Below are 12,918 nucleotides of genomic sequence, written 5' to 3' on the forward strand. Positions count from 1 at the left end.
GGGAACGATCACGGCGGACGAGCCGACGCGCGCCGGCCGCCCACGACGTGGCGATGCACCCCGTCCAGGGCGGGCTGCGCCCCTTCCATCGCGTGCTGCCGAGCGCGCCTCGATGCGATGGCGGCCGGCCACGGGCATGCGCGGTCAGCGGGCGAACTCGGTGGCCCGCGACTCCCGTACGACGGTGACGCGGATCTGTCCCGGGTAGGTGAGCTCGTCCTCGACCTGCTTGGCGATGTCCCTGGCGATGACCTGGGCCTGGATGTCATCGACCGAGTCGGGCTTCACCATGACCCGGATCTCGCGGCCCGCCTGCATCGCGTAGACCTTCTCGACGCCTTCGTGATTGTTCTTGGCGATCTGCTCCAGCCGCTCGAGCCGCTTGACATAGGCCTCCAGCGACTCCCGCCGGGCGCCCGGGCGACCACCGCTGATCGCGTCGGCCGCCTGCGTCAGCACGGCCTCGACGGTGCGGACCTCGACCTCGTTGTGGTGCGCCTCGATGGCGTGGACGACCTCCTCGTCCTCGCCGTACCGGCGGGCGATCTCAGCGCCGATCAGCGCGTGACTGCCCTCCACCTCGTGGGTGAGCGCCTTGCCGATGTCGTGCAGCAGCGTGCACCTCTTCAGCAGCGGAGAGGGCAGGCGCAACTCCGCGGCCATGATGCCGGCGATATGGGCGGACTCGATCAGATGCTTCAGAACGTTCTGGCCGTACGAGGTGCGGTAACGCAACTGGCCGAGCAGAGCGGTCAGCTCCGGATGCATGTCCGTGATGCCGAGCTCGACCAGGGCGTCCTCTCCGGCACGGACACAGAGCTGCTCGACGTCGGACTTGCTGCGCTCGTAGATCTCCTCGATCCGCAGCGGATGGATGCGGCCGTCGAGCACCAGCTTCTCCAACGTCAGCCGGCCGACCTCACGGCGCACCGGGTCGAAGCAGCTGAGCAGCACCGCCTCAGGCGTGTCGTCAATGATCAGGTTGACGCCGGTGGTGGTCTCGAACGCGCGGATGTTCCGCCCCTCACGACCTATGATCCGGCCCTTCATCTCATCGCTCGGCAGGTGCAGGACCGACACCACCGACTCGGCGGTCTGTTCACTCGCGACCCGCTGGATCGCCAGTGTCACGATCTTGCGTGCCCGCTTGTCGCCCTCCTCGCGGGCGCTGCTCTCGATCTCCCGGGTGATGAGCGCGGCCTCGCGCTTGGCCTGGTTCCCGATGGCGGCGACCAGCTCCGCCTTGGCCTGATCGGCGGTGAGGCCGGCGGCCTGTTCCAGCACCTGACGCCGCTCCTCGTCGAGCCGGTCCAGTTCCGCCCCGCGAACCTCGAGGGAGCCCTTGATCTCGGAGAGCCTGCGGGCCCGTTCCTCCAGCCGGCGGACCTCGTCGTCCAGCCGCTGCTCCCGCTCGGCCAGCCGGGTCTCCCTGCGCTCCAGATCGTCCCGGAGCGACTTCAGATCCTCTTTGAGAGCCTTGCCCTCATCCTCGAGCCGGGTGCGGGTCGAACTGGCGACCTCCTGAGCCCGCGTCTCGGCGTCGTGCAGGATCTCCTTGGCGTCGGCGATGGCCTTGGCCCGCAGCTCGTCCGCCTCGCGCTGGAGCGCACCCAGCTCCTCTTCCGACGGCCCCTTGTCCACATGAGGTCGGCGCAACAGAACGATCAGAAGAGCGGCGAGGGTGATCAGTAGCGCCACACCCAGCAGGACGCTCTCCATGGCGGCAGACCCCTTTCCTCGGCGCCGGCTCCACAGGGGGCTCGGGGAGCCTGACAACGCGAGGGGTCACACGCACGCCTGTCAGCTCACCACCGCGCCGACGCAGGAGCGCCGGGCAAGCGCCATCGCCCGGAATCCGGCCGCACAGCGGAATCCGCAGGAACCTGCCCATCGGCCGTATCGGGCCGAAGTCGTGTCTCGTAAGCCTTTCAGCCGCTCGAACATGCTCAGTCGTATGGCAATCCGCAGTGCGCGGAGTAACTCCTCACTGCCGTAACGGTAAGCGGCGAGCAGGTAATGAGCAAGCAAAGCGTCGGCAATCCGGACTAAACCCCATGATCTCGTCAGGGGATCCTTACCTGTTGTCAAAGATCCAACAAGGGTTCTACCGGCCACGTTACGAAGCCGACCGGCGGCAGAGCGGATCAGGAGCCCGCTCAAGATCACTTTGGCAGCCGGGCGTGTCGGGCTACTCGTCCATGACGGGTGGGAGGTCTTCGAGATCGAGACCTTCGGCTTCGAGGGCCTCTTTGACGACGCGATAGGACAGGCCGGGAGAGTAGCCCTTGCGAGCCAGCACACCGAGGAGGCGGCGGGTCCGTTTGGCCGGGTCGTGCCCGCGGGTCGCGGCGAGCCGCCTGGCCACGAGTTCCCTGGCCGCGTTCTCCTCCTGACGGGGGTCGAGGGCCGACACCGCCTCGTCGACGGTTTCGTCGGCCACCCCACGGCGCCTGAGCTCGGCGGCGAGGGCACGCCGGGCGAGCCCGCGGCCGGCGTGCCTCGACTGCACCCACGCCTCGGCGAAGGCCCTGTCGTCGATCAGCCCGACCTCGGCGAAACGGCTGAGAACGTCGTCGGCGACCTCGTCCGGTACGCCACGACGCTTGAGCGCGTCCGCGAGCTGAGCCCGGGTGCGGGGAGCCATGGTGAGCAGCCGCAGGCAGATCTCGCGGGCGGCCGACTCGGGATTCACCGGCGCCGGGTCACGGGTGGACGCGGGATCCTCGGCGGCCCGGCCCCGGGGCGAGCGACGGCCCCGGCTACGAGACCGGTCGGCGGTCATCACGGTCTCGCGGTAGAGGCGGCGGCACCGCCGGGGAAGGACTCCCGCGTCGCAGTTTCACCGGCCGGCCAACGCGGGCCGAGCCTGTGAATCTCCATCGCGAGGTACGGCGCCGCCGCCCATCAGGACTGATCATCGCTCACACTTCGTCAATAGTCACCCCGGTCGGATGAATTCCCGTCAGGAATCACCCGGCTTCGCGGCCTTACCGCCGCCACGCCGAGCGGGTGTCGCCGGAGCCGGAGGGGCGCTCGCCGCCGCAGCGCCCACGGGCGCGTCAGCCTCCTTGTCCAGCTGCGGACCCACCCCGAGCTTCTCCTTGATCTTCTTTTCGATCTCGTCGGCCATGTCGGGGTTGGACTTCAGGAAGTTCCGGGCGTTCTCCTTGCCCTGCCCGAGCTGGTCGCCCTCGTAGGTGTACCAGGCACCCGACTTGCGGACGAAGCCCTGCTCGACGCCCAGGTCGATGAGCCCGCCCTCCTTGCTGAAGCCATGGCCGTAGATGAGGTCCATGTCGGCCACCCGGAAGGGGGGTGCCATCTTGTTCTTCACGACCTTGACCCGCACCCGGTTGCCCACCGGCTCGGTGCCGTCCTTGAGCGTCTCGATCCGCCGGACGTCCAGCCGCACCGACGCGTAGAACTTCAGCGCCCGCCCACCGGTGGTCGTCTCGGGTGAGCCGAACATCACGCCGATCTTCTCGCGGAGCTGGTTGATGAAGATGCAGGTCGTCCTGGTCGAGCTGATGGCGCCGGTGAGCTTGCGCAGCGCCTGGGACATCAGCCGCGCCTGGAGTCCGACGTGGGAGTCGCCCATCTCGCCCTCGATCTCGGCGCGCGGCACGAGAGCCGCCACCGAGTCGATGACGACGATGTCGATCGCGCCCGAGCGGATCAGCATGTCGGTGATCTCCAGCGCCTGCTCACCCGTGTCGGGCTGGGAGACGAGGAGTGCGTCGGTGTCGACGCCGAGCCTCTTCGCGTACTCCGGGTCGAGCGCGTGCTCGGCGTCGACGAACGCGGCGATACCGCCCTTCTTCTGGGCGTTGGCGACCGCGTGCAACGCGATCGAGGTCTTCCCGGAACCTTCCGGCCCGTAGATCTCGATCACCCGGCCGCGCGGGAGGCCGCCGATGCCCAGAGCGACGTCAAGGGAGATCGAGCCGGTCGGGATCACCTCGACCGGGACCCGCCCCTCATCGCCGAGGCGCATCACTGAGCCCTTGCCGAACTGACGCTCGATCTGGGCGAGCGCGGTCTCGAGAGCCTTCTCCCGGTCGTTTGCTGCCATGAGTTGTCCCTGCCCTTATCCCCGGTCGGGGTCGTAGCCTGTCGTTGTCGGAGGCGACGTTACGGGGGCCCGCCGACAGTTTCGAGTCCCTGCCGCACCTGTGGATAACGCCGCGGATAACGTCGCACGTCGGAGCTCAGCCTACCGAACACAAGTTCGATCAGCGCTCAACACGCCGATTTGTCCGAGAATCCCCGTGCGCCACCCCGCCACCGCCCCGTACGCTGGCGCCTTCAGGCGATCCACCGGGGCCCATCATGACGCTGACAGTTCTCTTCTGCGCAGACCCCCTGAACCCCAGGCGCGCCGATTCGCACTTCTCCCGCGAGGCGGCGACGGTGAACGCCGGCGGCGGCACGGTGGCCCTCATCGACCACGACGCGCTCCAGCAGGGCGACCCGGCCGCGGCCGTGCGGCGCGTACCGAAGGACCTCGGGCCCGCGTGGTATCGCGGCTGGATGGTGACCACCGCGGAGTACACCGCGCTCGCCAAGGCCCTCAAGGACCGCGGGACGACCCTCCTCACCCTGCCCGAGGACTACCGGCGCGCCCATGAGCTGCCGGGCTGGCACGACACCTTCGCCGGCCTCACCCCGCAGAGCGTCTGGCTGCCCCTGTCCCCCGGCACGCCCCCCGCCGAGGATCTGCTCCGCGAGCTCGTACGACCGCTGGCCGACGGCCCCGCCGTCGTCAAGGACTACGTGAAATCGCGCAAGCGCGAATGGCACGAGGCCTGTTTCGTCCCCGACGTACGCGACATCCGCGGGCTCCACCGGATCGTCGCCAGGATGGTCGAGCTCCAGGACGGCTTCCTCGCCGGCGGGGTCGTGGTCCGCGAGTACGAGCGGTACGAAGGCGACGAGGCGCGGATCTGGTGGGTCGACGGCGAGCCGGTGCTGGTCGGCCCGCACCCGGACACGCCGGAGACCTACCCGGAGCCCGTCCTGGAGACGGTACGGCCCGCCGTGCGCACGTTCGGATGCAGGTTCATCACCACGGACCTGGCCCGGGACGCCGACGGCCGGTGGCGCGTCGTGGAGGTGGGCGACGGCCAGGTCAGCGATCTGCCGACGAGCGCCGATCCCGCCGACCTGTACGTGCACCTGCCCGATCCGACCTGACCGACCTGACCTGACCGACCTGACCTGACCGACCTGACCTGACCGGCTCGGCGCCGCCATCGGGCACGCTCAGCGCAACCGGTCGGGAACGTCGAAGGTGGCGCAGACGGCCCCCCAGACCCGTTTGGCCGACTCGCCGTCGGCCAGGGCCTGATCGACCGTTCGCCCGCCGAGCTCGGCGAGGACGTAGTCCTTCGCGACGCTCTCCGCGTAGGTGTCGCCGAACTGCTGTTTCATCCGGTCCCAGAAATTCGTCAACCGCACCCCGTCAACGCTACCCCGCACTTGCGTCCATCCAGGCAGTGGCGCTCCGCGCGCATCTGTGTCATCCGGCACGGAATGTCCCGTTTCGACGTGCGACTCTGCGATCAGGAGGTTTCCATGGCACGTACCCGCCCGGACAGCGGAGCGATCTCACTGAGCGGCCTGCTGAACTTCTGCGCCGTGATCTTCCTGGTGTGCGCGCTGTTCCTGTTCATCGACGTACGGCACCGGATGACCGGCTACCGCGCCGTGCACGGTCAGGGCATCCAGGGGACCGTCACCGTGACCGATTGCGGATCACATCTGATCAACACGTACTGCACCGGCGACTTCACATCGGCGGACGGCCGCGTCTCGAGATCCGAGATCCGCGTGAACGGAGGGCCGGAGCTGCTCGGCGAGACCGGGGCCCACGGCGGGCCGACCGTGCCCGTCCATCTCCCCGCGGTGCTGTCGGATGCCGACGCCGATGAGGCATGGACGCTCCAGGGCAACCCGTGGATGCGGCTGGGCAAGGCCCAGGTGCTGGCCCTGGTGCCCGTGGCCGCCCCCGTCGTGGTGCTGTGGATCTTGCTGCGCGGCGGGGCGGGCAACAGGCGGCAGCGGATCGATCGGGTCCGGCTGATCCAGAGCCGCCGGACGCATCGGCGCGAGATCGCCCACTTGCGCAAGATCCGCCGAGGTCGCATCAGCTGACGCTCAGGACCCGCGCACGGCCGGCGGGGTGATGCGCACCACACCGGCTCGTTCTGTCAGTGGCACCGGGCAGGATGGGTGCCGTGAGCGGCGACGTGCTCGAACGCTTCTCCCCGGCCACGCGGGCGTGGTTCAGCGGGGCGTTCGCCGAGCCCACGGCGGCGCAGGCCGGGGCATGGGAGTCGATCGCGCAAGGTGACAACACGCTCGTCGTGGCGCCGACCGGGTCCGGCAAGACCCTCGCGGCCTTCCTGTGGTCGCTCGACCGGCTGACGTTCGGCCACCCGGCCGAGCGCGACGCGGGCGACCGAGGTGACGGCCGGCCAGGTCCCCGCGAGGGCGGCGATCCCGGAGCGCGCCCGGCGGCCGAGGACCCCAGGCGACGGTGCCGGGTCCTGTACGTGTCGCCGCTGAAGGCGCTCGCCGTGGACGTGGAGCGCAACCTGCGCGCACCGCTGACCGGCATCCGGCAGGCGTCCCGGCGGCTGGGGCTGCCCGAGCCCGACGTGCGGGTCGGCATCCGATCCGGCGACACCCCTGCCGACGAGCGCCGGCGGCTCGCGTCCAAGCCTCCGGACATCATGATCACAACGCCCGAGTCCCTGTTCCTGTTGCTGACCTCACAGGCCCGCGAGGCGCTGCGCGGCGTCGAGACCGTGATCATCGATGAGGTTCACGCGGTCGCCGGCACCAAGCGCGGCTCGCACTTGGCGCTGTCCCTGGAGCGGCTCGACGCCCTCCTCGACCGCCCCGCACAGCGGATCGGTCTGTCCGCGACGGTGCGCCCGGTCGACGAGGTGGCGGCCTTCCTCGGCGGCCGCAGGCCGGCGACCGTCGTCCAGCCCCCGTACGAGAAGCGGTTCGAGCTCGACGTCGTGGTCCCCCTGGAGGACATGGCCGAGATGGGGCAGTTCGTCGACGACTCGGGCGTCGCCGATCCGCGCGACCGGTCGATCTGGCCGCACGTCGAGGACAAGGTGCTCGATCTGATCGAGGCCCATCGCTCCACCATCGTGTTCGCCAACTCACGGCGGCTGGCCGAGCGGCTGTGCGGGCGGCTCAACGAGCTCGCCTACGAGCGCGCGTACGGCGTGGATCAGCCCGACGCCGCCTTGTGGGAGACCACGGAGCCCGACGCCGCAGACCCGCTGTCGGTGCGGCGGAGCCCGGCGGAGGTGATGGCGCAGGCCGGCGCGGCCAAGGGCGCGCCGACCGAGATCGCCAGAGCACACCACGGCTCGGTCTCCAAAGAGGAGCGGGCCGGCATCGAGGACGCCCTCAAGCAGGGGCGGCTGCCCGCGGTGGTGGCCACCTCCAGCCTGGAGCTGGGCATCGACATGGGCGCGGTCGACCTGGTCGTGCAGGTCGAGTCGCCGCCGTCGGTGGCCGGCGGCCTGCAGCGGGTGGGCCGGGCCGGGCACCAGGTCGGGGCGGTGTCCAAAGGCGTGATCTTCCCGAAGTACCGGGGCGACCTGGTGCAGACGGCCGTCGTGGCCGAGCGCATGAAGGCGGGCGCCATCGAGGAGCTGCATTATCCGCGCAACCCGCTCGACGTGCTCGCCCAGCAGATCGTCGCGATGGTGGCGATGGACGAGTGGGCGGTCGACGATCTCGAGACGCTGGTGCGGCGGGCGGCGCCGTTCTCGGCGCTGCCGAGATCTGTGCTGGAGGCGACGCTCGACATGCTCGCCGGGCGCTACCCGAGCGACGAGTTCGGCGAGCTGCGCCCGCGGGTCGTGTGGGACCGGGTGGCCGGCGTGCTGCGCGACCGCCCGGGAGCCCAGCGCTTGGCGGTGACCAGCGGCGGCACCATTCCCGACCGCGGCCTGTTCGGAGTCTTCCTGGTGGGCGAGAAGAGCTCGCGCGTCGGCGAGCTCGACGAGGAAATGGTGTACGAGTCCCGCGTCGGCGACGTGTTCGTGCTGGGCGCCAGCTCGTGGCGGATCGAGGACATCACCCCCGATCGCGTGCTGGTCTCGCCCGCTCCTGGGCAGCCGGGCAAGCTGCCGTTCTGGCACGGCGACGCGGCGGGCCGCCCCGCCGAGCTGGGCCGCGCCCTCGGCGCGTTCAGCCGCGAGCTCGCCGGAATGGCTCCGGACGAGGCACGCGACCGGGTGCGCGCCGCGGGCCTGGACGAGTGGGCGGCCCGCAACCTGCTCTCCTACCTGGCCGAGCAGCGCGAGGCGACGGGTTACGTCCCCGACGACCGCACCCTGGTCGTCGAGCGGTTCCGCGATGAGCTCGGCGACTGGCGGCTCGTCGTGCACTCGCCCTTCGGCGCGCGCGTTCACGCGCCATGGGCCCTCGCGATCTCGGCACGGCTGCGCGAGCGCTACGGAGTCGACGCCCAGGCCATGCACGCCGACGACGGCATCGTGCTGCGCGTGCCCGACACCGAGGAACCGCCGCCCGCCGACCTGGCGCTGTTCGACCCCGACGAACTCGAGCGCATCGTCGTCGACGAGCTCGGCACGTCGGCGCTGTTCGCCGCCCGATTCCGCGAGTGCGCGGCTCGCTCGCTCCTGCTGCCCCGCAACCGGCCGGGCAAGCGGATGCCGCTGTGGCAACAGCGGCAGCGCGCAGCGCAGCTGCTGGCGGTCGCGAGCAGGTACGCCTCGTTCCCGATCGTGCTCGAGACGGTTCGCGAGTGCCTGCAGGACGTCTTCGACGTTCCCGGCCTCGTCCTGCTGATGCGCGACCTCGCTGGCCGCAAGGCGCGCCTGGTCGAGGTCGAGACACCGGCCCCGTCGCCCTACGCCAGATCGCTGCTGTTCCGCTACATCGGCGCGTTCATGTACGAGGGCGACTCCCCGCTGGCCGAACGGCGGGCCCAGGCCCTCGCCCTAGACTCCACGCTGCTGGCCGAGCTGCTCGGCCAGGCCGATCTGCGCGAGCTGCTCGACCCCGACGTCGTCGTCGAGGCGGCCTTGGAGCTGCAGCGGCTCACCGACGACCGGCGCGCACGCGATCTCGAGGGCGTCGCCGATCTTCTGAGCGGGCTCGGCCCCCTCACCACCGACGAGGTGGCCGCGCGATGCCGGCCCGTCGAGCCCGGTGCGGCGCCCGGCGGACCGGGCGGCGAAACCGGCGGTGTGCCCGACGTGGCTCCGGGCGGCGCGCCCGACATCGCTCGGGCGGCGGACGCGGCCAGTCCCCGGGCGGGCCGGTGGCTGGCCGGGCTCGAGGAGACCCGCCGGGCGATCCGGGTACGGATCGGCGGGGTCGAGCAGTGGGCGGCGATAGAGGACGCCGGGCGGCTCCGTGACGCGCTGGGCGTACCGCTGCCGGTCGGGATCCCCGAGGCGTTCCTCGAACCGGTCGACGACCCGATGGGGGACCTGCTCAGCCGCTATGCCCGCACTCACGGGCCGTTCCCCGCCGCCGACGCGGCCATGCGCTTCGGCATCGGCGGCGCCGTGGTCACCGAGACCCTCCGCAGGCTCGCGGTCACCGGCCGGGTGGTCGAAGGCGAGTTCCTGCCGATCGCGGTGCTCGGCTCTCGCACTGCCGGGACGCCGCTCGGCGGGCCGGCCGGCACCGAGTGGTGCGACGCGGGGGTGCTGCGGATGCTGCGCCGGCGGTCGCTGGCCCGGCTGCGCGCCGAGGTCGAGCCGTCGCCTCCCGAGGCGCTCGCGCGCTTCCTCCCGGCCTGGCACGGGATCGGCACCGGCCGGCTCAGGGGCATCGACGCACTCGTCCAGGCGATCGAGCAGCTTCAGGGCGCGGCCATCCCCGCCTCCGCGCTGGAGTCGCTGGTGCTGCCCGCGCGGGTGCCGGGCTACTCGCCCGCGCTCCTCGACGAGCTGACCTCCGCCGGTGAGGTGATCTGGGCCGGTCAGGGCGGGCTGCCCGGCGGGGACGGCTGGCTGTCGCTCTACCTCGCCGACACGGCGCCGCTCCTCATGACCGAACCCGCCGAGATCACGCTGACCCCCGTGCACGAGGCGGTGCTGGCGGCCCTCGGCGACGGCGGCGCGATGTTCTTCCGTTCCCTCTCCGACCGGGTCGGCAGCCTCGTGCGGGAGCGCGACGAGGCCGCCGTCCGGCCGGCCGACCAGGAACTCGTCTCCGTGCTGTGGGACCTCGTGTGGGCCGGCCACCTCACCAACGACACCCTGGCGGCCCTCCGGGCCACGCTCGGGTCCGGGCGGCCGGCGCACCGTCCGCGGGCCACCCGGCGGGGCCGTCCGGTCATGCCCTCGCGCACCGGTCCGCCGACCGTGGCCGGCCGCTGGTGGCTGCTGCCCGCCCGCGAGACCGACTCGACGCGGCGTTCGCACGCCCTCGCCGAGACGCTGCTCGACCGTTCCGGCATCGTGATCCGCGGAGCCGTGACGGCCGACCGGACGCCCGGCGGGTTCGCCGCCGTGTACCCGGTCCTGCGCGCCTTCGAGGAGAGCGGCCGCTGCCGGCGCGGCTACTTCGTCGAGGGCCTGGGCGCGGCGCAGTTCGCGCTGCCGGGCGCGGTCGACCGGCTTCGCGCCATGCGTTCGGACGGGGCGCACGGCGCCCTCCGCGCCGTCGTGCTCGCCGCCGCCGACCCCGCGAACCCCTATGGCGCCGCGCTGCCGTGGCCGGAGCGGGGCGAGGGCATCGCCGGGCACAAGCCGGGCCGTAAGGCGGGAGCCCTGGTCGTGCTCGTAGAGGGCCGGCTGGTGCTATACGTGGAGCGCGGCGGGCGCACCCTGCTGTCGTGGGCCGACGCTCCCGGTGAGCTGCAACCCGCGGTCGACGCGCTGGCCCTGGCCGTACGGGAGGGCGCGCTCGGCAAGCTGACCGTCGAACGCGCCGACGGGGAAGCGATCATCGATTCGCCCCTCGCCGACGCGCTCGAGTCCGCCGGGTTCCACCCGACACCCCGTGGCCTGCGCCTGCGCGCCTGAGCCGCCGGATGGACATGCCCGCCGTCCTGCGTCGCAGGTCACAGCTCGACGCCGGACTGTCGGTGGCGCCTCCTACGTTGTCCATCAGTGGACGTGCGACTCCGGGGATACGGTGGCCCGTCCTGGTCCGGGCGGAGCACTCCAACCGGGCCGGCCGCTCTGTCTCAGACCAAGGTCTGACCGAGAATCCTCCGCGTGGCTGATGTGAACCAACCACATGTTCGGGGACTCTGAGACATACGGGGTTCAGCGGGCTCGCCCGCGACGAGAACGGGGAACGGTATGACACCCACGGCACGATGGGCCATCGCGCAGCGGCGCAGAAGGCTCGTGATCACCCGGACACTGCGCGACCGCCTTCAGCACGATCCGAGGCGCGCCGAGACTGAGCTCGCCGCCACGGCCGACTCGAAGTCGTGACCGGCCGGGCCTGAGCCGAAGCGGAGACCCGAGGCCTCCTCGTGACGGCCCCTAGCGGTTCCGCCAGGCGGTGAGGAGCTCATCAGGGCCCAGGGCCTGTACTCCGCCGGCGGTGACGCCGCTGCGGGCCACTGCGAGCAGTGGCGTGGATTCGCCGGCGCCGGGCATCTTGGCGCGGTGGACGATGAGCCGTGCGAGGTCGTGACCGTCGAACGCCCGGTTCTCCAGCCACTTGATCGAGCCCAGACAGGTGATCTTCTTTGCGATCGGCGCGCGGTCGGCTCCGACGATGTCGATCTCGGGGTCATTGGTACGGGTCCAGTACCCGCCGACGGCGCCGGTGCCCTCTGGAAGAGTGTCCGGCAGGCGGCGCAGCGCCTCGCGGATGACCGGCTCGACGGCCCGCCCGCGCCAGGTCGCCCATGACGCCCGTATCCGGCCCAGCGCCAGGTCTCCCCGGCCACGTTCGATCTCCGGCAGGTGCGGTCCGAGAAACGACAGCCAGAAGCGCAGGTGGGGATCGGCGATGGAGTATCTCGTCTCCCGAGACGGCCGGGGCGACAACGGCGCCGCGGACTCGATGACCCGTTTGTCGGTCAGAAGCCGCAGCGCCCGGGTCAACGACGCCTGGGGCATCGCACCGGCGGCCCGTGCGATACGCGAGAAGGTGCACTCCCCCGACCCGATCGCCCCGAGCACGAGACGTGCGTGAGACTCCCCCGGGAACTCCGCCGCCAGTGCTCGCTCGCCGCTGACCAGCAGCGCCGAGGTGGGGTCGGTGACGGCACCGGCCAGATAGTCCAGGACGGGCAGGCCACTCGGCCACTCGTCGAGGATCAACGGCAGACCGCCGGAGACGAGATGGGCGTCGAACGCCTCTACAGGCGGCAGCCGCAGCATGTCGGCAGCGTCCGCCGGGCTCAGTGCGGGCACCACCATCTCGGTCGCGCGCTGGTGGAAGGGACGGCCGTACTCGTTGAGCGCCTCCATCATCGCCAGATCCGAGCCGACGCAGATCAGCAGGACGGGATGCCTGGACAGCTCCCGGTCGAAGATCTTCTGGAGTGTCCCCTCAAAGCCGGGATCGGTGGCGATGAGGTACGGCATCTCATCGAGCACGACGACGCTGGGCCGGTCGGCCGGCAGGGCGCCCGCCAGTAGTCGCAGTGCGGCGTCCCAGGTCTGCGGCGTCTGGTCACGGAGCAGTTCCGCGGCCGGCAGGTCGGACGCCAGTATCGCCTCGGTGAACAGCCGCAGGTCGGTCTCGAGCCCAGGTTGCGCGGACGCGGTGAAGAACACGTGCGGTACGGCTGCCCGGTCGACGAACTCCTCGACCAGCCTGGACTTGCCCACGCGGCGGCGGCCGCGCATCAGTACGGCACGGCCCGGCCGTCCCGCCCGCCCACCTCGCTGGACCCGCTGGAGCATCCTGTCGAGGAGAGCGAGCTCGCGGTCACGTCCG

Annotated in this window: 8 protein-coding genes; 3 read left to right on the forward strand and 5 right to left on the reverse strand. The window is 71.3% G+C overall.

Annotated features, from left to right (window positions below; translation table 11 throughout):
- Nucleotides 1-144: 144 nt before the first annotated feature.
- From rny to recA, 3 genes are all read right to left on the reverse strand, one after another.
- The gene (rny, locus tag HKK72_RS28730; RefSeq protein WP_410050351.1) at nucleotides 145-1,707 is read right to left on the reverse strand and encodes a ribonuclease Y; all 1,563 of its coding nucleotides are present in this window, start codon (nucleotides 1,705-1,707) and stop codon (nucleotides 145-147) included.
- A gap of 481 nt (nucleotides 1,708-2,188) precedes the next feature.
- A complete protein-coding gene (gene recX, locus HKK72_RS28735; RefSeq protein WP_187237573.1) occupies nucleotides 2,189-2,782 on the reverse strand; it encodes a recombination regulator RecX in 594 nt (197 codons plus the stop codon).
- A gap of 180 nt (nucleotides 2,783-2,962) precedes the next feature.
- Nucleotides 2,963-4,072, reverse strand: a complete 1,110-nt coding sequence (recA, locus tag HKK72_RS28740) for a recombinase RecA (protein ID WP_187237567.1) — start codon at nucleotides 4,070-4,072, stop codon at nucleotides 2,963-2,965.
- Between the two features lie 257 nt (nucleotides 4,073-4,329).
- Here recA and HKK72_RS28745 point away from each other — a divergent pair, with 257 nt between their 5' ends.
- Nucleotides 4,330-5,193: an ATP-grasp domain-containing protein gene (locus HKK72_RS28745; protein ID WP_187237568.1), complete on the forward strand. Its 864-nt coding sequence runs from the start codon at nucleotides 4,330-4,332 to the stop codon at nucleotides 5,191-5,193.
- A gap of 69 nt (nucleotides 5,194-5,262) precedes the next feature.
- On the opposite strand, the gene HKK72_RS28750 is transcribed toward HKK72_RS28745, so the two are convergent.
- Nucleotides 5,263-5,457 carry a DUF3046 domain-containing protein gene (locus HKK72_RS28750; protein WP_187237569.1) on the reverse strand — a complete coding sequence of 65 codons (195 nt, stop codon included), beginning with the start codon at nucleotides 5,455-5,457 and terminating at the stop codon, nucleotides 5,263-5,265.
- Between the two features lie 117 nt (nucleotides 5,458-5,574).
- Here HKK72_RS28750 and HKK72_RS28755 point away from each other — a divergent pair, with 117 nt between their 5' ends.
- On the forward strand, nucleotides 5,575-6,153 hold the full coding sequence (locus HKK72_RS28755; RefSeq protein WP_187237570.1) for a hypothetical protein: 579 nt from the start codon (nucleotides 5,575-5,577) through the stop codon (nucleotides 6,151-6,153).
- A gap of 74 nt (nucleotides 6,154-6,227) precedes the next feature.
- Nucleotides 6,228-11,036 carry a DEAD/DEAH box helicase gene (locus HKK72_RS28760; RefSeq protein WP_187237571.1) on the forward strand — a complete coding sequence of 1,603 codons (4,809 nt, stop codon included), beginning with the start codon at nucleotides 6,228-6,230 and terminating at the stop codon, nucleotides 11,034-11,036.
- Between the two features lie 471 nt (nucleotides 11,037-11,507).
- Here HKK72_RS28760 and HKK72_RS28765 read toward each other — a convergent pair.
- A partial coding sequence (locus HKK72_RS28765; RefSeq protein ID WP_187237572.1) for an ATP-binding protein occupies nucleotides 11,508-12,918 on the reverse strand: 1,411 nt, incomplete at its 5' end.

The sequence above is a fragment of the Actinomadura sp. HBU206391 genome, assembly GCF_014323665.1.
Taxonomy (GTDB): Bacteria; Actinomycetota; Actinomycetes; order Streptosporangiales; family Streptosporangiaceae; genus Actinomadura_C.

Excerpts from the sequence above, each read along its gene's own strand:
- recX (WP_187237573.1), bottom strand. The coding sequence starts at position 2,782 with ATGACCGCCGACCGGTCTCGTAGCCGGGGCCGTCGCTCGCCCCGGGGC.
- recA (WP_187237567.1), bottom strand. The coding sequence starts at position 4,072 with ATGGCAGCAAACGACCGGGAGAAGGCTCTCGAGACCGCGCTCGCCCAG.
- HKK72_RS28745 (WP_187237568.1), top strand. The coding sequence starts at position 4,330 with ATGACGCTGACAGTTCTCTTCTGCGCAGACCCCCTGAACCCCAGGCGC.
- HKK72_RS28755 (WP_187237570.1), top strand. The coding sequence starts at position 5,575 with ATGGCACGTACCCGCCCGGACAGCGGAGCGATCTCACTGAGCGGCCTG.
- HKK72_RS28760 (WP_187237571.1), top strand. The coding sequence starts at position 6,228 with ATGGGTGCCGTGAGCGGCGACGTGCTCGAACGCTTCTCCCCGGCCACG.